Annotated in this window: 16 protein-coding genes, 1 pseudogene and 1 riboswitch; of the genes and pseudogenes, 4 read left to right on the plus strand and 13 right to left on the minus strand. The window is 65.2% G+C overall.

What is annotated here, in order from left to right:
- The 3 genes and pseudogenes from CCR82_RS12550 to CCR82_RS12560 all read right to left on the minus strand — a co-directional run.
- Positions 1–251: pseudogene (locus CCR82_RS12550) on the minus strand (group II intron reverse transcriptase/maturase); the annotation flags it as partial.
- 300 nt (positions 252–551) lie between these two features.
- Positions 552–1,865: a sigma-54 factor interaction domain-containing protein gene (locus CCR82_RS18965; protein WP_201246143.1), complete on the minus strand. Its 1,314-nt coding sequence runs from the start codon at positions 1,863–1,865 to the stop codon at positions 552–554.
- Positions 1,866–1,897: 32 nt separating this feature from the next.
- Entirely contained in the window at positions 1,898–2,599 is a 702-nt protein-coding gene (locus tag CCR82_RS12560) for a Uma2 family endonuclease (RefSeq protein WP_201246144.1), read from the minus strand.
- A gap of 289 nt (positions 2,600–2,888) precedes the next feature.
- Between CCR82_RS12560 and ispH the strand changes: the two genes are divergently transcribed.
- The gene (gene ispH / locus CCR82_RS12565) at positions 2,889–3,869 is read left to right on the plus strand and encodes a 4-hydroxy-3-methylbut-2-enyl diphosphate reductase (RefSeq protein WP_201246145.1); all 981 of its coding nucleotides are present in this window, start codon (positions 2,889–2,891) and stop codon (positions 3,867–3,869) included.
- Positions 3,870–3,881: 12 nt separating this feature from the next.
- Positions 3,882–4,970 carry a glycine oxidase ThiO gene (gene thiO / locus CCR82_RS12570; RefSeq protein WP_201246146.1) on the plus strand — a complete coding sequence of 363 codons (1,089 nt, stop codon included), beginning with the start codon at positions 3,882–3,884 and terminating at the stop codon, positions 4,968–4,970.
- Here the strand turns inward: thiO and CCR82_RS12575 are convergent.
- From CCR82_RS12575 to CCR82_RS12610, 8 genes are all read right to left on the minus strand, one after another.
- Complete coding sequence (locus CCR82_RS12575; RefSeq protein WP_201246147.1) at positions 4,967–8,104, minus strand: efflux RND transporter permease subunit; 3,138 nt, start codon at positions 8,102–8,104, stop codon at positions 4,967–4,969. The genes thiO and CCR82_RS12575 overlap by 4 nt on opposite strands.
- Entirely contained in the window at positions 8,101–9,567 is a 1,467-nt protein-coding gene (locus CCR82_RS12580) for an efflux RND transporter periplasmic adaptor subunit (protein ID WP_201246148.1), read from the minus strand. Before CCR82_RS12580 ends, CCR82_RS12575 begins: the two co-directional genes overlap by 4 nt.
- 48 nt (positions 9,568–9,615) lie before the next feature.
- Entirely contained in the window at positions 9,616–10,293 is a 678-nt protein-coding gene (locus CCR82_RS12585; protein WP_201246149.1) for a PqiC family protein, read from the minus strand.
- Positions 10,294–10,313: 20 nt separating this feature from the next.
- A complete protein-coding gene (locus tag CCR82_RS12590; RefSeq protein ID WP_242513460.1) occupies positions 10,314–12,032 on the minus strand; it encodes a PqiB family protein in 1,719 nt (572 codons plus the stop codon).
- Positions 12,022–13,455, minus strand: a complete 1,434-nt coding sequence (locus tag CCR82_RS12595; protein ID WP_201246150.1) for a paraquat-inducible protein A — start codon at positions 13,453–13,455, stop codon at positions 12,022–12,024. The genes CCR82_RS12590 and CCR82_RS12595 overlap by 11 nt, the downstream gene beginning before the upstream one ends.
- On the minus strand, positions 13,445–14,248 hold the full coding sequence (gene cobS, locus CCR82_RS12600; RefSeq protein WP_201246151.1) for an adenosylcobinamide-GDP ribazoletransferase: 804 nt from the start codon (positions 14,246–14,248) through the stop codon (positions 13,445–13,447). The genes CCR82_RS12595 and cobS overlap by 11 nt, the downstream gene beginning before the upstream one ends.
- Before the next feature lie 25 nt (positions 14,249–14,273).
- Positions 14,274–15,200 (minus strand): DUF808 family protein, encoded by a 927-nt coding sequence (locus CCR82_RS12605; protein WP_201246229.1) that lies wholly within the window; start codon positions 15,198–15,200, stop codon positions 14,274–14,276.
- Positions 15,201–15,308: 108 nt separating this feature from the next.
- A complete protein-coding gene (locus tag CCR82_RS12610; protein WP_201246152.1) occupies positions 15,309–17,465 on the minus strand; it encodes a thioredoxin domain-containing protein in 2,157 nt (718 codons plus the stop codon).
- 303 nt (positions 17,466–17,768) lie between these two features.
- Between CCR82_RS12610 and CCR82_RS12615 the strand changes: the two genes are divergently transcribed.
- Together CCR82_RS12615 and CCR82_RS12620 are read left to right on the plus strand one after the other, a co-directional pair.
- Positions 17,769–19,109 carry an AAA family ATPase gene (locus CCR82_RS12615; protein ID WP_201246153.1) on the plus strand — a complete coding sequence of 447 codons (1,341 nt, stop codon included), beginning with the start codon at positions 17,769–17,771 and terminating at the stop codon, positions 19,107–19,109.
- Between the two features lie 3 nt (positions 19,110–19,112).
- On the plus strand, positions 19,113–19,805 hold the full coding sequence (locus tag CCR82_RS12620; RefSeq protein ID WP_201246154.1) for an RloB domain-containing protein: 693 nt from the start codon (positions 19,113–19,115) through the stop codon (positions 19,803–19,805).
- A gap of 41 nt (positions 19,806–19,846) precedes the next feature.
- On the opposite strand, the gene cobU is transcribed toward CCR82_RS12620, so the two are convergent.
- A complete protein-coding gene (cobU, locus tag CCR82_RS12625) occupies positions 19,847–20,434 on the minus strand; it encodes a bifunctional adenosylcobinamide kinase/adenosylcobinamide-phosphate guanylyltransferase (protein ID WP_201246155.1) in 588 nt (195 codons plus the stop codon).
- 11 nt (positions 20,435–20,445) lie between these two features.
- Positions 20,446–22,320: a TonB-dependent vitamin B12 receptor gene (gene btuB, locus CCR82_RS12630; protein ID WP_338073166.1), complete on the minus strand. Its 1,875-nt coding sequence runs from the start codon at positions 22,318–22,320 to the stop codon at positions 20,446–20,448.
- Between the two features lie 124 nt (positions 22,321–22,444).
- Positions 22,445–22,692, minus strand: a riboswitch (cobalamin riboswitch).
- Between the last annotated feature and the right edge of the window lie 77 nt (positions 22,693–22,769).

The raw sequence follows: 22,769 nt of genomic DNA on the forward strand, positions 1-22,769 counted from the left end.
TAGCGTCCGCTCTTGAACCGTTCGAGCAGGTCGCTCAGGTTCGCCTGCAGATCGGCTTCGTACGCTTCGGCGGTGACGCCGTCTACCCCCACCGCGCCGTCCTTGCGCGTACGCCGGTACGCTTCTTCCAGCCACATCAGGTCGATGTGGTGCGCCAGCGTGGTGAGCACCATCTCGGGTGCCTCGCTCGCCAAGTTCGCGAGCTTCTGTTGTTTCGTGGAGATGATCTCGCGCTCCAATGTCCGCGTCATCTTGCCCTCCAGAAGGTGTTTAGACCGACCGGCCGCTTCCCTCGAACGGGTCCGCTGGGGTGCGTTCCCCGCCGTCGTCAGTACTATCAGCCGGCTCCGATTGCTCAGCCGTCATCGCGCCGCACTTCGTTGCCTTCGCTTGGCGCTACCTCGTCGTCGGTCCTGTTCGCAACCGTCGGCTGGACCGGCTCCGACGGTGATCTGGGCGTCTTATTCCGCGGCGCCCGCACCGCGTCTGCCAACGAGGAACGTCTGAGCCCTCCCAGGTTCCTGGGTGACCCTTGCGACCATGCCCTGCTCTCAGACCCCGGTGGAGTGCTCGCGCCAGGCCACTTTCGGTGCGATCACTGTTGCCTTCCGCCATTTGGACAACGTCGGCTCCACATCATTTTCTTTCGGGGCTCCATCACACGGCCTAGCCGCCCCCTGTGTACGCTTCGCAGGCGGGGTCGCCCCCGCACCACGCAACACTCGGTTCCGGTGGATGGCCAATCCTTTCCGGTTCGGGACTTTCACCCGGCGGGTCACTGTAAGAGGTTTCCGATTGCTCAAATCATGTGGCGTTCTTCCTCCTCTTCCAGGCTTTGCCTGGCGCAACCAAAGTCGAGCGCGGAAACGACTGCTGCTGACCTCTTGGCTGAGGCTGCGATTGGTCGCGGCGATGATGCGCACATCGACACGGATGGATCGTGTCGCGCCAACGCGAGTGATCTCGCCTTCCTGGAGCGCGCGCAGAAAGCGCACCTGGGCAGGCTTGGATAGCTCGCCGATCTCATCCAAGAACAGCGTTCCGGTATCGGCCGCCTCGAAGACGCCTTGGCGAGCACTGATCGCCCCGGTGAAGGCCCCTTTTTCGTGTCCAAACAGCTCGGACTCGATCAGGTCTGCCGCAATGGCACCGCAGTTCACAGTGACCATGGGCCGCTCGCAGCGCGGGCTTGCCTGGTGGATGGCTCGCGCGAGCAGTTCCTTGCCGGTGCCGGAATCCCCCTCGATCAAAACCGGTATCGAGCGCAGCGCAACCCGGCGAGCACGGGCAACAACGCGCTGCATCACCGCGCTCCGATGGATGATCGCATCGAAGGCTGGCGCCGCAGGCGGAAGACCAGCGGTCAAACGTGTCAGCTCGTCATCCGATCGGCGCAGCAGATCCGGAATGAAATCAGCGGCCATCTGAAATGGGATCGAGACGGAGCGCACCCCATATCGAATCGATGACTCGATCAACTCAGCGGGAAAGCGAGTCTTGGCGAGGATGATCCAGACTGCGGCCATCGCTGGCGTGCCTGGGCTGAGGTGAAAGGTCAGCTCAGGCGGGCTGGATCGAGCCTTGAGCGTCTCGGCAATGATGCGACGAGCTTCCCGATAGATGGCGTCGAAGTTGGTGGGGCTGTCCAGCTTAACCGAGTGCACTGTGATGGGCGTCTGGTTACGCTGCCGAAGCCAATCGAGATAGGCCTGCGCTTCAGTGGCGCTGTAGTCGCAGATCAGCGCCAGGTGGCTGAACCGACCCGTGTCTACGGCTTGCGCGACCGGACCAGTGCCCACTGTATCGGCTTCCTCAATGGCGCGTAGATCAGTGCGACCAAGCCAGCTGAAAAGGAGTCTGTCCATTAGAGCCTCATCGGCCTCTTTACAGGAGGCCGCTAGCCCTGGGGCGGCAGTGCGTTTGCAGGGCTGTCGGGCTCTTGGCGCAAAGCAGCCCGATAAGCGCGCATCGCAGCAGAGGTTGTGTCGTAGCCGTCGAGAAAACCCGCAAGCAGCGCTAGATCGAGGCCAGGCAGTACCTCGCTGGTTGTCAAGGGTCGGTATTGGTCCCCGCGCCATTCATAAGGCGTCAGTCTCGCGCGCTGCCAGATCCACACTTCGGCGACACCGAGTCGGCGATAGACATCGAGCTTGTTGATCCCGCCCGAGGTCCAAATCACCTCAATGGCCAGATGCGGCCGCTCCAGCGAGGTGTCGGTGCCAAAGATGTAGCACTCGTCCGGCTCTAGGCCAGCCTCCTTGGGTGCTTCCTTCAGCGTCCAGCTGCCAAGGGCGGTAAAATCGATATCGCGCTCTTGGCAGAAAACCTCGACGAGACGACTGATGAGCGATTTGATCCGCTCGTGATGGGACGATGGACTCATGATCTCGATGGTTCCCCGGTCATACGCGATTCTCGGTGCCGATCCGTCGCCGCGCATGGTCAGAACCCGCTCGAAATCTGCCCAGGTGGCATGCGGCAAGAAAACCCGGTGATCCTCGATGGCCGCATCAGCCAGAACGTCCGCCGGGATCGCGACATGAGCACTCCGAGTCTTGACAGGCGGCTCTGGAATCGTTGGTCTGACATGTGCAGACATGGCGTATCACCTTGACGCGATTGGCTGTGGAAGACTCAGCATAGCCGGCCGCCTGTATCGCTGTCACTCCCGGTTAATCCGTGCCGAACGGTCCCGGCGAGCGCGTTCGCCCCGACGCTGACCGACGCCGATCTCGCGGCCTTGGAAGACCGCATCGACGACTTGCTGCTGGCCGATCAGACCGATCCATTCCAGGTGGAATCCTCGGGATAACCCGACTGCCCTACTGCGACACGGCTGTTAGAATGGGACCATGTTTGCCCAGCCCGGCCCCAAGGCCCCTGCTCCCATGGACATCCTCCTAGCCAATCCACGCGGCTTCTGTGCCGGTGTCGATCGCGCCATCGACATCGTCGAGCGTGTGCTCGAGCTCTATGGTGCCCCGATTTACGTCCGCCACGAGGTGGTCCACAACCGCTATGTGGTCGAGGATCTCCGCAACCGCGGCGCCATCTTCGTCGATGAGATCGCTGAGATTCCGAACGGCGCCACCTGCATCTTCAGCGCTCATGGCGTCTCGCAACAGGTCCGCGAACAGGCCGCCGAGCGCGGCCTGCGCATCTTCGACGCCACCTGCCCGCTGGTGACCAAGGTCCACCTCGAGGTCGCGCGCCACTGCAAGGCCGGCTTCGACGTCGTGCTGATCGGCCACCGTGGCCATCCCGAGGTGGAAGGCACGCTCGGCCAATGCCAGGCCGAGGGCGGGCGCATGCATCTGATCGAGCATGCCGCCGAGGTCGCCGACCTGGTGGTCGAGGACCCGGATCGAGTCGCCTATGTGACTCAGACCACCCTCTCGGTCGATGAGACCGCCGGCGTCATCGAGGCCCTGCGCGCGCGCTTCCCGAACCTGACCGGGCCGAAGAAGAGCGATATCTGCTACGCCACTCAGAACCGCCAGGACGCGGTGCGCGCGCTCGCCGCCGAGGCCGATCTGATGTTGGTGGTCGGATCGAGCAACAGCTCGAACTCGAACCGGCTGCGCGAGCTGGCCGAGAAGCAAGGCATCCCAGCCTATCTGATCGACGGCGCCGAGGAGATTCAGCGCGACTGGCTGCGTGACGGCGCTCGAGTCGCGCTCACCGCCGGCGCCTCGGCCCCGGAGCTGTTGGTGGAGCAGGTCATCGCCAAGCTCCAGGCCTGGGGCGCGGGCGAGGTCAAGGAACAATCCGGCCTGCGCGAGCAGGTGGTGTTCGCTCTGCCCAAGGAGTTACAGCCAACAGGTGCCGAGCCTCGTGTCGAGGCCGGTGCCGAGCAGCGTCACGTTTGAGAACGGTTGAGTATGACAAAGATTCTGATTATTGGCGGCGGGGTCATCGGCCTGATGACCGCGCGCGAGCTGGCCGAGGCCGGCGCCGAGGTCACGCTGGTCGAGATGGGCAGCACCGGCAAGGAGTCCTCCTGGGCCGGCGGTGGTATCCTCTCGCCGCTCTATCCCTGGCGCTATCGCGGCGCGGTCACGGCCCTCGCGGGCTGGAGCCAGCGCGCCTATCCCGCGTTCTGCCAAGCGCTGTTCGAGGAGACCGGCGTCGACCCCGAGTACAACCCCTCTGGGTTGATGATCCTCGACCCGGATGCGCCTGATCTCGCCTTGCGCTGGGCGGACACCGAGCAGGCGGCGATGGAGCCGTTGGATCAGGCCGCGATCGCCGAGAAGGAGCCCGGCCTGGCGGTGGAGACCGAGGGCGCGCTCTGGATGCCCGAGATCGCGCAGATCCGCAACCCGCGCCTGACCAAGGCCCTGCATGCGAGCATCGGCAAGCGCATCGAGTTGCACGAGCGCGAGGAGGTGCTCGACTTGCTCGTCGAGGCGGGCCGAGTGCGCGGAGCCAAGACCACCGCCGGGCGCATCGAGGCCGACCATGTGATCGTCTGCACCGGTGCCTGGACCGCGCAACTGCTCGAGAAGCTCGGCCGCAAGCCCAATATCCATCCGGTGCGCGGGCAGATGATCCTGTTCTTTGCCAAGCCCGGTCAGATCCGCCACCTCTCGCTCTACCGCGAGCGCTATGTGATCCCACGCAAGGACGGCCGGGTGCTGATCGGCAGCACGCTCGAGGAGGCCGGCTTCGAGAAGCGCACCACCGCCGAGGCCAAGGAAGAACTCTATCGCGTCGCGACCGAGATGTTCCCGCTGCTCAAGCGCACGCCGATCGAAGATCACTGGGCTGGGCTGCGTCCCGGCTCACCGAGCGGCATCCCCTATATCGGCCCCTACCCGGAGGTCGAGGGGCTCTATGTCAACGCCGGCCATTTCCGCAACGGGTTGGTCACTGGCCCGGCCTCGGCGCGACTGATCGCCGACCTGGTGCTCGCGCGCCCACCGATCCTGCCGCCCTCGGCCTACGCGCTCGATAGCCCGCGCCCCTAGGCTTGCTCATCCTGCCGCTGGCCGATCAGCACGCCGACCTTGTCGCCCATCCACTGGAACATGACGTAGAGCCCTGGGATCACCAGGATGCCGAACAGGGTCGCGGCCAGCATGCCGCCGAGCACCGTAAAGCCCAGATGAATCCGTGAATTGGCGCCCGCGCCGGTGGCCAGCACCAGCGGCAAGAGACCGATGATGAAGGCCATCGCGGTCATCAGCACCGCCCGGAAACGCATCCGCGCCCCGGCGATGGCGGCCTCGAAGCGGCTCTGGCCCGCCTCGCGTTGCTCCTTGGCGAACTCGACGATCAGGATCGCATTCTTGGCCGCCAAACCGATCAGCAGCACCAAGCCGATCTGGGTGTAGAGATCGTTGGTCAGCCCGATGATCCAAAGCGTGACCAAGGCCCCGAGAATCGCGATCGCCACCGAGGTCAGCACCGAGAATGGGATCGCCCAACTCTCGTAGAGCGCGACCAGGAACAGATAACCGAACAACAACGCCAGCCCAAAGATCGCCGCCTCGGCACCGGCACTCTGCTGCGACTCCTGGTAGGACATCCCGGTCCATTCGTAGCTGTAGCCGGACGGCAACGCCTGCTTGGCCGCCGCTTCCATCGCCGCCATCGCATCGCCGGTCGAGTAACCAGGCGCGGGACTGCCGTTGATCGCGGCCGTGATGAACTGGTTGTAGTGGAACACCAGGTCGGCGCCAAGCTCGGTGCGCACCTCCGCCAGCTCGGCGATCGGCACCATCTCGCCCTTGCTCGAGCGCACATAGGTGCTGCCGATGTTCTCGGCCGCCTTGCGCGCATCCTGCTCGCCTTGCAGGTTGACCTGGAAGGTCCGTCCCAGATAGGTGAAATTGTTCACATAGGTGCTGCCGAACACCGATTGCATGGTCAAAAACAGCGTCGAAACCGGCACATCGAGATACTCGGCCTTGGTGCGGTTCAGATCCAGGAACAGCCGCGGCGTATCGGCGCTGAAGGTCGAGTACGCCCGGGCGATGCGCGGGTCTTGATTGGCGGTGGCCAACAGCCCTTTCAGCACCTGGGTGAGTGCTTCCGGCGACTGACCGCCGAGTCCCTCGAGCTGCATCGTGAAGCCGCCGGCATTGCCCAGACCGGGGATCGGTGGCGGCGGAAACACCAGGATATTGGCGCCCGGGATGGCGTTGAACTGGGCACTGAGGTTGCCGATCAAGGCGCCGAGTTGGGTCTGCGGCGTGGTGCGTTCATCCCAGGGCTCGAGCACGATGACGCCAAGGCCGCTGTTCGAGGACACGGCATTGGTCAGGATGCTGAAACCGGCGACCGAGAGCACATGCTTGACGCCGGGTGCCTGCTCGGCGAGCTTGCGCGTCTGCTCGAGCACCTCGGCGGTGCGCGGCAGCGAGGCGCCACTCGGCAGGTTGGCATCGAGATAGAGGACGCCCTGATCCTCGTTCGGCAAGAAGCCGCTCGGCAAGCGCTCGAGCAGCACGGCCGACCCGAGCCCGACGGCGACGATGATCAGCCCGGCCACCGCCGAGCGCCGGGCGATCAACGCCACCACCCGCACATAGCCGTTGCGCGCGCCATCCAGGCCGCTGTTGAACCACTTGAACGGGCCGCGCTTAGGCCGCTTCGGGGTGCCCAGGAAGAGCGCGGTGAGCACCGGCGAGAGGGTCAGCGCATTGACCGCCGAGATCGCCACCGCCGCCGAGATGGTCACCGCGAATTGGCGAAACAGCTCACCGGAGATCCCCGGGATGAAGGCCACCGGCGCGAAGATCGCAAACAGCACCAGGGTGGTCGAGATGATCGGTCCGGTCACCTGCCCCATCGCTTTGAGCGTGGCGGCACGTCGATCGAGCCCGTCCTCGAGCATGATGCGCTGCACGTTCTCCACCACCACGATGGCATCGTCGACGACCAGACCGATCGCGAGCACCACCGCGAACAGACTGATGGTATTGGCCGAGAAGCCGAGTGCGAGCAAGACGATGAACACGCCGATCAACGACACCGGGATAGTCACCGCCGGGACGATGGTCGCGCGCAGATCCTGCAGGAAGACGAACACGACGAGCAGCACGATCACGGCGGTGATCGCCAGCGTCAAGACGATCTCCTCGATCGACGCCGAGACGAACAGCGTCGAGTCGTACATCACCTCGGCGGCGACGCCATCCGGGAAACGCGCCTTGAGCGTTTCGAGCTCCGCACGCACCGCATCGGCAACACTCAGGGCATTGGCGCCCGGCGCTTGATAGATGGCGATGCCGGCGGCGGGCTTGCCGTTGAAGGTCGTCACCGCCGCATAGGACTGGGAGCCGAGTTCGACCCGGGCGATATCGCCGACGCGCACGATGCCGCCATCCTCGCTGGTGCGCACGACGATCTGCTCGAATTCCTCGGGCGTGACCAGTTGCCCTTCGGTGACGATGGTGAACTGCGAGACTTGATCGGCGCCGATCGGCGGGGCGCCAATCTGACCCAGCGCGGCCTGGATGTTCTGTGCTTGGATCGCCTGCTGCACATCTTGGGGAGTGATGCCGAGCGCCGCCATGCGCTCGGGCTCGAGCCAGATGCGCATCGAATAGTCCAACGGCCCGAACTGCTTGGCCTCGCCGACGCCGTTGACGCGCGCCAGCTCGTCCTGGATGTTGATGGTCGCGTAGTTGGATAAAAACAGCGCATCCTTGCTGTCATCGGGCGAGTAGACCGAGATCACCAGCAGCAGATTGGTCGACTGCGCCTGCACCGTCACCCCGAGCTGCTGCACCTGCTGGGGCAATTTGGCCAGCGCCTGCGAGACCCGGTTCTGGGTGTTGACCTGCGCGATATCGGGATCGACACCGACATCGAAGGTCACCGAGAGACTGTAGAGGCCGGCACTCGAGGCGGTCGCCGACAGATAGCTCATGCCCTTGACGCCGTTGACCTGTTCCTCGATCGGGCCGCCGACGGTATCGGCGATGGTCTGCGCGTCAGCTCCCGGATAGGTGGCCGTCACCTGCACCACCGGCGGAGTGATCGGCGGATACTGCGCGACCGGGATCGCGAACATCGCCAGCAGACCGGCGACCACCAGCACGATCGAGACCACGGCCGCCAGCCGCGGCCGCTCGACGAAGGTCTTGGAGATCATTGTGTCTTATCCGCTCCGTTGGCTTGCGCAGCGGTGCTGGTGGCGTCAGTACTGGCCGCCTCGCTGGAGGAGGCGTCCTTGTTCGCACTGGAACTCGCCGAGTCGATCGATAGCGCACGGCCCATCGGCGCCGCCTCGCTCTGCTTGACCGGCTTCACCACCATGCCCGGCTTGACCTTCTGCACGCCGGAGACGATGACGATCTCCCCACTCTGCAACCCGGAGGTCACCGCGTACCCGGTGCCGATCTGAACACCCGTCTTGACGGTGCGCTGCTCGACACGATGGTCTTTACCGACGAGATAGACCTGCTCGCCATCGCGGGTGCGCTGGATCGCCGAGGCTGGTACCACCGGCTCCTGCTTGGTCTCGGCGGTGCGCACCAGCGCGGTGACGAATTGGCCCGGCAGCAACAGGCGATCCGGGTTCGGGAAATCGGCGTAGATCGAGATCGTGCCGGTCGAAGGGTTGACCTGGTTATCGGCGAAGGAGACCTTGCCCTTGTGGGCATAGGTCTTGCCGGTCGGCAGGATGAGGTGCGGCACGAACAGATCCCGGGCATGATCCGCGCCATCGTCCGCCACCCGCTCTTGGATGCGCACGAAATCCGCGCTCGGAATCGAGAACACGGCGCGAATCGGATCGAGCTGCACGACCGTCGCCAAGGTGCCACTGCCGGGGTTGACGAGGTTGCCCTCGGTGTAATGGGTCGCGCCAATGCGCCCGGCGATCGGGCTCGCGATCGTGGTATAGCCAAGCTTGATCTTGGCCGACTCGATCGCGGCCTGCGCCTGCTTGATGCTGGCCTTGGCGTTCTCGACATTGGCCTCGGCTTCGTCGCGCTGCGCCTTGGCGCGGTCGAAATTGGTCTGCGAGGTGTCGCCCTTTTTTACCAGCACCGAAAAGCGCTCGAAATCGGCCTGTTTGTCTTCCAGGGTGGCCTTGGCGCTGGCCAGTCCCGCCTTGGCGGCCGCGAGCTGACCTTCAGCATTGGCCAAGGCGGCCTGATATTGATCCTGCTCGATCTGATAGAGCAGCTGATCCTTCTTGACTGTATGGCCCTGCTTGAACGCGACCTGCTCCAGGAAGCCCTCGACACGCGCGCGCACATTGACCGACTGGATGGCCTTGACGGTGCCGATATAGCGCCGCTCGGCGGCGACATCCTGCGTCTGCACCGCGGCAACGACCACCGAGGGCGGCGGCGTCTTCGACCCGCCGGCCTTGTCTGCCTGATCGCTATTATCATCAGCTGTAGCAATAGCCGTCAGCGCGCACAGCAGCGCGCCGCCGAAGCGCACCGAGGCACGCCCGAGCTGCGGCCGATGGCATTGCCGCCCTCCGTGCAGCCTCCGCAGCCTCGCCCAGGCCGGGTTAGAGGCCGCCTCGACGGCCCCTGCCGCAGTGCTCGCGGCACTCGCGCTCGCGGGGCGCGATCTCGATTCCGATGGCGTCCGACTCATCAAGCTGACTCCTCAAAAAGGTGCTGAAACGCGATCAACAGCGTCCAGCTAATAGAAACGTTGATCCGGTGGTTCTGGCGTTGGCAGTTGGCTCAACACCTCGGCCACATCCTCGCTGAAGCGCCCGAGACAGCGACTCATGGCCGCCACCATGGCTTCCGACTGATCAGCGGCGAGCATCCGATCAGCCGCAGGCTCGGATTGCTCCTGACCCGCGCCCCTCGGCAGCGGCGCGATCGGGCAGCGATAGAGGTCTTCACGCGAGGCCAGGGACTGCTCGAGGCGCGGGTCCATCACCGCCCAGCGCACCTTGAGGGTGGCATCGCCGCCTTGGCGCCCCTCGAAGCTGACCACCTCGGCGGTGATGCGAAAATCCAGTGGCATGCGCGATTCGGAGGGGTAGATCAGGATGCGGCTGGTGTCGAGCAGATGCCCCAGGTTCTCCCCCCAGACCCGCAGGAAGTCGTCCTGCAGGGTGCCGCCCCAGCGGTTGAATTCTTCCAGCTCGAGACGGTTGGAGCCATCGCGCACCACCAGTTGCGGCCGATCCAGGAACTGCGGAAACACCACCGGACCGATGCCGACCGCCAGCGTGCCACCGCTGATATCACCGGGTTGCCCTTGCGCCTCGGGCAGTGGCGTCAGGGTGTAGAAGCGCGACGAGGGCGAGGTGGCGCAAGCGCTCAGCAACGCGAGCATCAGCCCCCCAAGCATCGGCCAGATCATCGCTCGTCTCAGTGCATGGATCATCGCTGCATTCCCCCCTTGCCCCGAATCAGGGCCTCCGGATGTCGATCCAGGTAATCGGCGAAGGTGCGAATCGAGCGCGCCGCAGCGCCGAGGTCTCGCATTGTACGCAGGGTTTCGCCACTGAGAGGACCATCTGGGCCGATCAGGCCGTTGACGTTGGCCACCGTCTGGTCGGCTTGGCGCAGCAGCCGTGTCAGCTCGGGCGCCATGGTGGCGTCGAGCTGGCCGGCCACCGAGCGCAAGTCCGCGATCGTCTGCTCGAGGTCGGTGAGTGCCTGCTTGGTCTGCTCGGAGTCGACCAGGCCACGCGTACTGGCCAGAATGCCGGTCAGGTCATCGCCGATTTGGGCGAGCGGAAAGGCATCGACCTCGGCCAGGATGTTCTTGACCTTGGTCGTCACCGCCTCGATCGGCGCCGGTACCGTGGGCAGCACCGTATAGCCCCCCTGCTTGCCCAGGGTCGCGCTCGGCGCGTCGGGATGGAAGTCCAGATCCACATACAACTGCCCGGTGAGCAGATTGCCGGTCTGCAACTGCCCGCGCATGCCACTGGCGACGAGCTGCTTGAGGAGGTCGGAATTGTTGACCAGCGCGCGCTCGACGCCCTCGTCGACGGTGATACGCTCGGGCTCGATCTCGATCAGCACCGGGATCGAGAAGCCCAACCGATCGGGATCGAAGCGCAACTGGATATCGAGCACCTCGCCCACCTGGATGCCATGCAGCAACACCGGCGCGCCCACGCTGAGCCCGCGCACCGAGCCCGAGAACAGCATCAGATAGCGTTGCTTGTTGAGATAGATGCGCTCATGGGCCGCGCGCCGGTTCGGGTACAACGGGAAGAACTGCTCGGCGCTCGCCGGCGCGCCCTTGGTCTCGATCATCCTCGGGGTATCGAAGGCGATTCCGCCGAGCACCAGCGACAGCAGGGATTCGGTATCGACAGTGACCCCATCGGCGGAGAGACTGACATCGATGCCACTGGCATTCCAGAAGCGGGTGTTGACGAAGACCAACCGATCATGCGGCTTGGTGACGAAGACATCGATGGTGACGGCGCCGCCATCGTTGTCGAGTTCGTAATTCACCACCTGACCGACCTGGATGTGGCGGAAGTAGACCGGCGAGCCCAGGTTCAGCGAGCCGAGCGTCGGCGAGCGCAGCCGGAAACGCGTGCCGGGTTCATCGGTGGTGATCACCGGCGGATCGGCCAAGCCCTCGAAGTGGCGCGTCGACTGACCCTCGGTGACCGGATCGATAGCGATATAGGCCCCCGAGAGCAGCGTCTCCAAGCCCGAGACCTGACTTGCGGTCACGCGCGGGCGGGCCACCCAGAAGCGGGTCTTGTCGGTGAGATAGTGCTCCGAGCCGCTGGTCAGTTGCGCCTCGACCTCGACCCCATCCAAACCATCGGTGACGCGGATTGCGCTCACCTGACCGATCTCGACATCCTTGAACTTGACCTTGGTCTTGCCCGCCTGCAGCCCGGCGGCGCTCTTGAAGCTGATGGTGATGGTCGGTCCCTGCTCGGACCAAGTCTTGTACGCCAGCCAGCCGCCGACCGCCAGCGCCAGGATCGGCAGCAGCCAGACCAGCGAGATGCGATCGGCCTTGACCACCCTGGCCTCGGGTAACGGGGCGGCCGGCATCGGCACACCGGTTTCCGGCGGCTCGGGGGCCTTGCGCGCGTCGGCTCGGTTCTGCTCAGACGGCATCGGTAACGCCCTCCCGGCGCGCGTGTGAGCCCTTGGACGGGACGGATCGATCCGGCGCCTGCCCGGCATCGGCCGCGGCATCCCAGATCAGGCGTGGATCGAAGCTCATCGCCGCGAACATGGTCAGGATCACCACCGCGCAGAAGAACACCGCCCCCGCCTCGGCCTGGATGCTGGCGAGATTGCCCAGATGCACCAGCGCCACCAGGATGGTCACCACATAGACATCGACCATCGACCAGCGGCCAATCGCCTCGGTCAGGCGGTAGAGCCGCGTTCGGTCACGCGGACGCCACGCTGAGCGCAACTGCACCGAGAGCAGCAGCAGGATCAGGATCAGGAGTTTCAACAGCGGCACGAAGATACTGGCAATGAAGAGGATGGCGGCCAAGGGCAGCATGCCATGTTCCAAGAGGAAGACGACGCCACTGAAGATGGTATCCGATTGTGTCTGCCCGAGGCTGGTGACGGTCATCACCGGATAGACATTCGCGGGTACATAGAACACCAGCGCGGCCAGCACCAGCGCCCAGGTGCGCTGCAGGCTCAGCGGCTTGCGCCGGTGCAGGATCGCCCTGCAGCGTGGGCAACGCAGGCGCACGCCGCTCAACGCCGTCGCCGGTGCCCCGCCGACGGCGGTTCCCAGGTGGGCCTCGAGCTGGGCCTCGAGCCGAGCGCCCGGCTCCAGCTCGCGCAGCGCCTCCTGCTCCGGCACCACCAGCTCGCAGACCGTGCAGCCGAGCACCGGCTCGCCGACACGCGGCCCGCGCCGGACGCGCTCTGGCAGCGGCACCCGCTCCCAGACGATATCCGGATCGAGTGCCGCCTGCGCCGCGGCGAGCACGAAGATCAGCAGCACGAACGCGAACAGTGAGGTACCGGGAACGATGGTCGCCATGTCCGCGAGTTTGACCACCGAGACCAGGATGCCGATCAGGAAGACATCCATCATGCCCCAGGGCAGCATGGTCTTGAACCAGCGAAACAGGGTCGGATAAGCGGGCGGCAGCCGGCGGCCGAACTTCAACGGACCCAACACCATCAGCAGCAGCACCAACTGCAGCGCAGGCGCCAGGATCGCGGTGAAGAACACCACCGCCGCCACCTCACCCTTGCCCTGCTCGGTGAGGTCGGCGACACCGCTAAAGAGCGTCGTCTCGGTGCGCTGGCCCTGCATCTCGAACGAGAGGAACGGGAAGCTGTTGGCAACGACGAACAGGATCAGCCCGGTGAGCGCGAAGGCCAGGGTGCGATCCAAGCTCGCCGGCCGATGCCGATGCAGCCGATGACCACAGCGCACGCAACGCGAGGAACCACGGGGCGGCAACGGTGGACTGCGCTGTAGAAGATCGCACTCCTCGCACAGGCTGAGAGGGGTCTCGGGCCCAGGCGCCGAATCAGAACAGGGCCGGTCAGCCGGCATACAGCACCGCGACCAGGAGCAGCGCCGCCTCGGTCAGTTCGACCAGGGCGCCTGCGGTATCGCCGGTAAAGCCGCCGAGACGCGCGCGCATGCTGCGCCGCCAGACGAACAGCAGCATGCCCGCGGTGGCGACCAGCGCGAGACCAAGCGCCCCACGGCCCGCGCTGGCAAATAACAGCAGCGCGAGCGCCCCGCTCATCGCCAGCACCAGGCCGGCGGCGCGACGCGGAAGGGTTGTGCTCAGCGCGGCACCCAGTCCATCGGGTCGCGCCGAGGCGGTGGTCAACGGCAACGCGAGCAGTTGCGCGCGCGCCAGCGCCGGCGTCAGCAACAAGATCAGCGCGCCCGCCGGCCCCGCCGGCAAGGACGCGAGCGCGGCGAATTTGACCAGCAGGATCAGCACCAGCGCCACCACGCCCATCGAGCCGGTCAGCGGGTCCTTGAGGATCCGTAGCGTCCGCTCGCGGCTGCCGAGCCCGCCAACCCAGGCATCGGCGCAGTCCCCGAGCCCATCCAAGTGCAGGCCGCCGGTGCTCCAGACCCAGGCCGCGAGCAACAGCGCGGCACTCGCCAGCGCCGGCGCCTCGCCGGGCAGACTCGCGAGCCCAAGCCAGAGCAGCGCCAGCACCATGCCAAGACAGAGCCCAACCAACGGATAGCAGAGTGCGGAGCGCCCCAGCACCACCGGACTCGCCTCGAGGGGGCTCGCCTCGGTGAACCCCGGCAGCGGCACTCGGGTCAGGAAGCGGAAGGCGACCAGGCAAGGCAGATGCCGATCCCGAAAACGCCTCATGGGTCGAGTGTGTCCGACAATCGCGTCAGGCCCGGTTCGAGCGCCAACGCTGGATGCGGGCCACCCCGGTAACGCTCGCCGCGCCCGCCAGGATTCCCACCAGGCCATTGACGAGCATTGGCGTCAGCGCCCCGAGCATGCCGCCGAGCCCGTGCACAAGATGCTCGAGCCCGTGATGCAGCGCTGGGATGCCGTGCACCAGGATGCCACCGCCGACCAAGAACATCGCGATCATCCCGACCACCGACAGCGTCTTCATCAGATAGGGCGCGGCAACGAGGATCGCGCGGCCCAGCGCGCGCTTGGCGCGATCTGCCGCAGTCTCGCCCTCGCCCTCGGTCAGCGCCAGACCGGCGTCGTCGAGCCTGACGATGCCGGCGACGAGCCCATAGACGCCGACCGTCACCGCCAGCGCGATGCCCGAGAGCACCAGCACGCGGGTCAGCAAGGGCGCGCCGGCGACGGTGCCGAGCGTGATCGCGACGATCTCGGCCGAGAGGATCAAATCGGTGCGGATCGCGCCCTTGACCTTGGCTTTTTCCAGCGCCTTGAGATCGGTGTCGGGATCATCCAGGGCCTGCTTGATCTCCTCGCGGTGCGTCTGCTCCGCCTCGGCATCCTGCAGGTACTTGTGCGCGAGCTTCTCGAAGCCCTCGTAACAGAGGTAGAGCCCGCCGACCATCAGCAGCGGCGTGATCAACCAGGGCGCGATGGCGCTGATCACCAGTGCCGCCGGCACCAGGATCAGCTTGTTGAGCAGCGAGCCCTTGAACACCGCCCAGACCACCGGCAGCTCGCGCTGGGCGCGCACGCCGGTCACCTGCTGTGCGTTCAGCGCCAGATCATCGCCGAGCACGGCGCCGGTCTTGCGCGCGGCAACCTTCGCAAGCACCGAGACATCGTCGAGGACGGTGGCAATGTCATCGATCAGGGCAAGTAGGCTGGTAGCGATCTCGGGACTCCTTCAGGCCGGAGAGGGCGGGGATCAATGAGCGTCGATTCGGCTGTGGACGTTACCAGCACCATCCCGAGCGAACAAGTACCGCATGCAGCTCTCCGATCACTGCATGCCGAGGTCCACGGCCTCCGCAAACTGCTCGAAGCGCTCGATCGGCGCCTGGCACTGGGTGCCGCGACAACGATAGGCGCGCACCCGCTCGCCCGGTCGCATCGCCGCCAAGGCCGGCGGCAGCTCGGTGACCTCGGCCGGGATCGCGAGCGTCAGCCGGCGCGGTGCATAGTCGTGGTGCGCGATGGTCTGCCACTGACTGAGTGCATCGCCCTGGTATGAGGCATCGCCGGGCGCAGCCGTGGCCGCATCGGTTTTCATCGCCCCCCGGATCACGATCATCTCCGGCGGACTCAGTTGCTCATCGAGCGCCATCAGCAAGGTTCCATGCGCATAGGGCAGACGCCGGATGGGCTCGGCCGCCGCACCCAGCGTGCGCGCCGCCGCATCCAGATACCTGGGCTCGCCGAGCAGATGCCCGAGCCGCTGCAGCGCGAGCGCAGCAATCCCATTGCCCGAGGGCGTCGATTCATCGGCCATCGGCTTCGGGCGCTGCAGCAGCGCCTCATGATCAGCGCTGGTGAAATAGAACCCGCCGTTGGCGTCATCCTGGAATTGGGCCAACAGCACCTCGGCGATGGCCCGCGCCCAGTCCAGATCAGCGGGCTGGAAGCGCGTCTGCAGGCGCTCGAGCAACGCATCGAGCAGAAAGGCGTGATCGTCCAGATAGGCGTTCAGATGCGCCTTGCCGTCCTTGTAGGTCGCGAGCAGGCGCCCATCGCGCCAGAGCCGAGCGCGCATGAACCCGAGCGCCCGATCGGCCGAGTCCAGATAGCCCTCCCGGCCCAAGAGCCGGCCCGCGCGCAGCATGCCCTTGATCATCAGCGCGTTCCACGAGGTCAATACCTTCTCGTCACGCCCCGGGCGCACGCGCTCGGCGCGCGCCGCGAGCAGCTTGGCCTTGGCGCTGGCCAGCAACGCAGCGGCGGCGTCGGGATCGAGCCCCTGCTCGGTGGCGACCTCGGCCAAGGTGCGATCGCTGCGCAGATGCCAACGACCTTCGAAGTTCGGCGCCTGATCCAGCCCGAACAGCGGGGTGATCAAGGCCAGCTCCTCGGCGCTCAGCAGCGCGGCGATCTGGTCGCGATCCCAGACGTAGAAGCGGCCCTCCTCGCCCTCGCTGTCGGCATCCAGCGCCGAGAAGTAGCCACCCTCCTCCGACTGCATCTCGGCGATGACCCAATCGGCGGTGCCGATGGCCGCATCGCGAAAGAGCGCCTCACCGCTGAGCTGCCAGGCATCGCAGCAGAGCGTGAGCAGCGGCCCGTTGTCGTAGAGCATCTTCTCGAAGTGCGGGATCATCCACTGATCATCGACCGAGTAGCGACAGAAGCCACCGCCGAGCTGATCGTTGAGGCCACCGCGCACCATGCGCTCCAGCGTGAACAGGGCCATCTCGCGGGCCTGCTGGTCGGGGCTGCCGGCCGCTGCGGTCGCCGCATAATGGCGCAGCAACAGCTCCAGATTGGTCGGATGCGGGAACTTGGGCGCGCGCCCGAAGCCGCCGTTGACCGTGTCGAAGCTGCCGGCCAGTTGCCGGCGCGCCTGATCGAGCGGCGCCAGGTCCGACAGCGGCTCGCCGACCGACTCATTCGGTCCATCGAGCTGCGACAGTGCCTTGCGCAGCGACGCATTCTGCTCGCGAATCGCGTCCTGCTGCTCGCGATAGGCGCGCTCGACACCGATCAGCAGCTCCTGGAACGACGGCAGACCATGGCGCTGGGTGTTCGGGAAATAGGTGCCGGCGAAGAACGGCGCCAGGTCATCCGGGGTCAGGAACACCGTCAGCGGCCAGCCGCCGGTGCGCTGGGCCAGGAGCTGGTGCGCGGTCTGATAGATCTTGTCCAGATCCGGGCGCTCCTCGCGATCGACCTTGATGTTGACGAAGAGCCGGTTCATCAGCTTCGCCGTGGTCTCGTCCTCGAACGACTCGTGCGCCATCACATGGCACCAATGGCAGGCCGAGTAGCCGATCGAGAGCAGGATCGGCCTGTCCTCGGCGCGTGCCAGCGCCAGCGCCTCCTCGCACCAGGGCCACCAGTGCACCGGGTTCTCGGCATGCTGTTGCAGATAGGGGCTGGTGGTCTCGGCGAGTCGATTGCGCTCGCCGCTGCTTGGTGGAGCGGTGCTCGGGTCGATCTCGGGCATGGGATGGCCTCACGCGGTCAGCAGTTCTAATGACCCACTGACAGTGGCCCCGCGAACGGCGATATCCAGCCGTCATGTCGTTGATCACGCTGGGAGCCGGTGTTGCTGAGTCGGCGCTTAGCACACTCTGTGGGCGTCTGCGTCGGCGGCCATCGACGCACTTCAAAAGTCCTCGCGATTACAAGCCATTTATTGCACACTATCCGCAAATTTTGCCATTAGATGAGGCCCGCTGGGCGATTGCCCGTCTCCCTGTGGGCTTGCACAGTGGCCATCCACCGCAGCGATCGGACGAGGATAAGCATGCTCATCGAATTCAGTGTCACCAACTTTCGCTCCATCAAAGACACGCAGGTGATGTCGATGGTGGCCTCCAGTGGCAAGGAGCGATGGGCGACAAACACCTTTGCTCCCAACTCCGCGAGTAGCCCCCGGCTCCTGCACACCGCCATGGTTCTGGGCCCCAACGCCTCGGGCAAGAGCAATCTCGTCAAGGCCCTATACTTTGCCAGTGATCTGGTAGAGAACTCTGCGAGCGGCAAGCAGCGCGGCGATCGCCTCGATCTTCAGCCCTTCCAGCTCACGGCCGAGACAACGCAGGCGCCAAGCGAGTTCGAGATAGTCTTTGAGCAATCCTCGGTGCGTTACCAGTACGGGTTCGCGGCGACCCCGAACGGCATCCGGGAAGAATGGCTCATCGCCTTTCCCGAGGGGCGTCCCCAACGGTGGTTTGCGCGCACCCTGGACGCGACCGGCGAGAAGAGCGACTGGTACTTCGGACCAGCGTTCAAGGGGCCGAAGAAGACTTTGAGCGAAGCGACCCGTCCGAACGCGCTGTTTCTGTCCACGGCCGTACAGCTGAACAACCAACAGCTTCAGCCGGTGTTCGACTGGTTCGTGGATCGACTGCGCGTCGTGCCCGCCGGCAGAGATTTCCCAGCTCAGTTCGATTCCTACACCGCGATGCGTTGCCGCAAGGACGCCGATCAAACACGGGTGCTGGACTTCTTGCAGGCCGCAGATTTGGGTATTGAGGGTCTTTCGGTCGAAATCGCCGAGTGGTCCGCAGACGATCTCCCCAAGGAGCTTCCCGATGACATTCTCAAGACGCTCGTGGGCAAGAAGCGTCTTGAGGTCTATTCGCAGCATCGCGACCTTGAGACGGGAGAAGCGGTCGTTTTCGATTTCAACGACGAATCGGACGGCACCCGCAATCTCTTCAGTTGGGCTGGCCCTTTGTTGGATGTGCTCGACCACGGGCTAGTTCTGGTCATCGACGAGCTTGATACCAGCCTGCATCCGGCCCTCGTCCGCTTCCTGGTCAATCTCTTCCACAATGGCGAAACCAATCCTTATGGGGCACAGTTGATCTGTACGACACACGACGTGACGCAGTTGGAAGCTGAGCTTCGTCGCGATCAGGTCTGGTTCGTCGAGAAGCAGCAGCAACAGACGCATCTGTACCCGCTGTCCGACTTTCATCCGCGCAAGCAGGAGGCGATCGGGCGAGGTTACCTTCACGGGCGCTATGGCGCCCTGCCCAATCCCCAGCCGCGACGGATTCGGATCGCGCGCCAAGCACCAGGGCATTGTATCCCCAGCATCAATAGGGACAGCCCCGAAGTCAGCGATGCGGAGTTCTAACGCGTGGGCTCGGACGATCTATTCCGCAAACGCAAGGAGCGCACCAAGGCGGCGCTGCGGCGCAAGAAAGCCCGCCGGGATCCCTTGGCGGTCGTACTGATCGTCTGCGAGGATGAGAAAGCCGCGCCGACCTACTTCGCGGACCTCCGGGATAAACTGGGTCTCAATGCCCACAACGTGGTCATTACCGGAGAGTGCGGGTCCAGCCCCGACTCTGTCGCCCGAGAAGCGATTCGCCGGGTCGAGCAGGAGCCCGATTTCGATCGCGTCTATTGCGTCATCGACCGCGATCAGCATAACGACTATGACAAAGCGCTGAACCGTATCGGCTCGAAAAGACTCCGCACTCGCAGTGGCGAGCCGGTGCTGTTCAAGGCCGTCACCTCGGTCCCCTGTTTCGAATACTGGCTGTTGCTGCACGCCCGGTATCACACCGCACCGTTTCACCCGACACCGTCGCGCTCACCCTGCGCGGCGGTTATCGCTGAGTTGAAGAAGGGACCGATACCGGAATACGAGAAAGGACTGCAGGGCGTCTATGACCGTACCAAATCCCGCCTGCAGCAGGCGATCCAGAACGCCAAGCGAGCACTCAAAGCGGCCGAGGCCGCTGGTACCAACAACCCGACGACCCGTGTTCACGAGCTAGTCGCAGCCTTGTTCGAGCTCGCGGAGAAGAAGAACAAAACCGGCTGAAGTCGCGCCAGTTTGCCTTGCCTCAGAACCCCTAGTCGAGATCAAGCCGATGGGAACGGAAAAGCTGGTCCCTTGAGCACCAACGGCAGTCCGGCAACGGTCAGCACCACCTGCTCGGCCTGGGCGGCGATGCGCTGATGCAGGCTACCGGCGAGATCGCCGTAGCGCCGGGCCAGGTCGTTGACCGGGATCACGCCCATGTTGACCTCGTTGCCGACGAAGATGACCTGCCCCGGCAGCCGTGGCAGCAGCGCGTCCAGGGCCGCCAGTTCCCTGTCCAGCCGCCCTGGCTCCTCGGCCCAGAGCAGGTTGGCGAGCCAGAGCGTGAGGCATTCGACCAGCACACAGTGACCTGCCACGCAGGTCGCTTCCAACACCGCCGGCAACGCCAGCGGCTCTTCGATCAGCGCCCAGTCGGCGGGCCGGCGCTGGCGATGCGCGACGATGCGCGCCTGCATCTCGCCATCGCTCGCGGTCGCCGTGGCCACATAGGTCACCGGCCGCCCCGAGTCCCGCGCCAACTGCTCGGCCAGACGGCTCTTGCCCGAGCGCACCCCGCCGAGGATCAGAGTGCAACGACGCTCTTGAGTCAGGCGCTCGAGCTGGGCTAGATGTTCGTCCTCGATCATCAGGCGAGGTCTCAAGGCTGGTACAACAGCGTGAACATCAGCGTGCGCCCCGGCTGATTGAAGTAGGCCGCGGTCTCGTACTGCTCATCGAACAGGTTCTCGACCCGCGCCTGCAGCCGCAGCGCATCGCTGAACGCATAGTCGGCGCGCAGGTCGACCAGGCTGAAACCATCGAGGCGGGTCTGGTTCGCCGCCTCATCGAAGCGGCGCCCGGAGACGAACAGGGTCCCACCGACGCCGATGCGACCAAATTGCCGATCAGCATCGAGCTGGAAGGTCTGCTGCGGGCGGCGTGGCAACAGGTTGCCCTTATCCGGCCCGCTCGACTCATTGCGCGGATCGAGCAGGGTCAGGTTCGCATCCATGATCCAGCCGCCCAGCGTGGCGCTCGTCCAGAGTTCGAGCCCCCGGATGCGGGAGCGATCGACATTCTCGGGCAGGTACAGCGTCGGTGTGACCTGCGTGGTCGCGATCAGGTCATCGATGTCGGTCTGGTAGAGATTCGCCGACCAACGTCCCCAGCGATGCGCGCCGGAGATGCCGACTTCGGCGCTGCGGGATTGTTCTGGATCGAGATCGGGATTGCCGAAGCCAGGATAGTACAGCTCGTTGAAGGTCGGCGCCTTGAACGCAGTACCGACACTCGCGGTCAGCCGCAGCCCATTGGCGAAACCGTAGCCCAGGGCCGCATTGCCAGTGCCATGGCCGCCGAACTGCGAGTCCTCGTCCTGGCGCAGGCTGAGCTGGAGATCAGCATTCCCGAAGCGCCCCAGGTACTGGCCGTAATAACCGGTGTTGTCGCGCGCATCATCCTCATAGGCGGTCTTGGTGGTGATCTCATCGCGACGATGATCGATGCCGAGCGTCACCTGCTGGCCGGCGCCAAACTGGATGTCGTTCTGCCAGCCGAGGTGATCGCGGCGGGTATCGAAGCGATCCTTGAAGGCGTCCTCGAAGAACACCCGCGACTGGTCCCAACTGCGCCCGACCTCCACGGTGCTGATCCAGGGCTGCAGCGGTTGCGCCCGCGCCCGCAGCCGCGCGACCTGCAAGACGGTCTTGTTGCGATTGCCGGCAAAGGCGCTGCCATCGAAGTCGACATCGCCCTCCGAGCGCATGAAGTCACCTTCTAGCGAAAGGCGATCGGAGAAGCGCCAGCCCGCGCTGAGCGCGCCATGCTGATTGGTGTAGCCATCGTCATCGGGCTCATCGACGAAGCAGCCGCCGACGAACGGCTCGCCGCGACAGGCATCGAAGCCGGCGCTCTGCTCGAACCCGAGACTGGCATCGAGCCAGCCATCGGCGTTGCCGACCGACAAGCCGCCGCTGGCGCGCACCCTATTCCTGGAGCCGGCGCCCAGGCTCAACCGGGGCGTCAGCGGCTCGATGCGCTCGCGGCGGGTGAAGATCTGGATCACCCCACCGACGGCCTCGGAGCCATACAGGCTCGAGCGCGGGCCGCGCACCACCTCGACGCGCTCGATTTGATCGACCGGGATATTCTCCCAGGGCGCGGTGCCGGTGGTCGCCGAGCCGACCTTGATGCCGTCGATCAGCACCAGCGTATGACCGGAATTGGTGCCGCGCAGGAATAACGAGGAGCTGGCGCCGAGCCCGCCATTGCTGGACAGCGCCACGCCGGGCAGGCCGCGCAGCAGATCGCTCATGGTCTTGGACTGGCGCCGATCGATCTCGGCGCGATCGATCACGCTCACCGAGGCCAGCGTCTCGTCGGCGGTTTGCGCGGTGCGGGTCGCGGTGACCACAATCGGGTCGAGGGTGGTCGGATCGTCGACCTGGGCCAGCACCGGAGCGGCCCACAGCAGTGTCCATAGCGGAGCGGCCAGCGGAGCGGCCAATAGCAAGGTCGGGGCGCGGGGCGACACAGGCCGCCACGCCGAATCAGAAGGCGTTTGCATCATCGAAGAGAGTCCTCTGAGGTCTCACCACCCGTGAGACGCATGGGGCGAATGGCCCGCGCGAGGACGACGAACAGCCGCCCTCTGCGGCACCAGCGTGTCGCAGAAGGCCGGTCTCCGGGCTCGTGAGCCGGTCTCGATGCAAGCATCTGCGTCGAGACCGCGGCGCGTCACCTTCCCATGACCCATCGACGGGTCACAGTGGCATTCGAGCGCGCGTTGACTCACCTACCGTTGCGGGGGCAGCGCCGGCTTCGCGGATGCGCTGGAGCATCCGCCGGACCGGCTTCCCGTTTCACCTTGCATCAACCGCAAGGCACCTCCTGCATGACGCGAGGACTTTAGGGTTATTACTCAGCGCTGGTCAATGCGCGTCGAACAGGCCCATGATATAGGTCAGATGGGGGCCGACAAGC

Source organism: Halochromatium salexigens, from assembly GCF_016653295.1.
Lineage (GTDB): Bacteria > Pseudomonadota > Gammaproteobacteria > Chromatiales > Chromatiaceae > Lamprobacter > Lamprobacter salexigens.

Coding starts and splice junctions, on each gene's coding strand:
- CCR82_RS18965 (WP_201246143.1), bottom strand. CDS start 1,865: ATGGACAGACTCCTTTTCAGCTGGCTTGGTCGCACTGATCTACGCGCC.
- CCR82_RS12560 (WP_201246144.1), bottom strand. CDS start 2,599: ATGTCTGCACATGTCAGACCAACGATTCCAGAGCCGCCTGTCAAGACT.
- ispH (WP_201246145.1), top strand. CDS start 2,889: ATGGACATCCTCCTAGCCAATCCACGCGGCTTCTGTGCCGGTGTCGAT.
- thiO (WP_201246146.1), top strand. CDS start 3,882: ATGACAAAGATTCTGATTATTGGCGGCGGGGTCATCGGCCTGATGACC.
- CCR82_RS12575 (WP_201246147.1), bottom strand. CDS start 8,104: ATGATCTCCAAGACCTTCGTCGAGCGGCCGCGGCTGGCGGCCGTGGTC.
- CCR82_RS12580 (WP_201246148.1), bottom strand. CDS start 9,567: ATGAGTCGGACGCCATCGGAATCGAGATCGCGCCCCGCGAGCGCGAGT.
- CCR82_RS12585 (WP_201246149.1), bottom strand. CDS start 10,293: ATGATCTGGCCGATGCTTGGGGGGCTGATGCTCGCGTTGCTGAGCGCT.
- CCR82_RS12590 (WP_242513460.1), bottom strand. CDS start 12,032: ATGCCGTCTGAGCAGAACCGAGCCGACGCGCGCAAGGCCCCCGAGCCG.
- CCR82_RS12595 (WP_201246150.1), bottom strand. CDS start 13,455: ATGCCGGCTGACCGGCCCTGTTCTGATTCGGCGCCTGGGCCCGAGACC.
- cobS (WP_201246151.1), bottom strand. CDS start 14,248: ATGAGGCGTTTTCGGGATCGGCATCTGCCTTGCCTGGTCGCCTTCCGC.
- CCR82_RS12610 (WP_201246152.1), bottom strand. CDS start 17,465: ATGCCCGAGATCGACCCGAGCACCGCTCCACCAAGCAGCGGCGAGCGC.
- CCR82_RS12615 (WP_201246153.1), top strand. CDS start 17,769: ATGCTCATCGAATTCAGTGTCACCAACTTTCGCTCCATCAAAGACACG.
- cobU (WP_201246155.1), bottom strand. CDS start 20,434: ATGATCGAGGACGAACATCTAGCCCAGCTCGAGCGCCTGACTCAAGAG.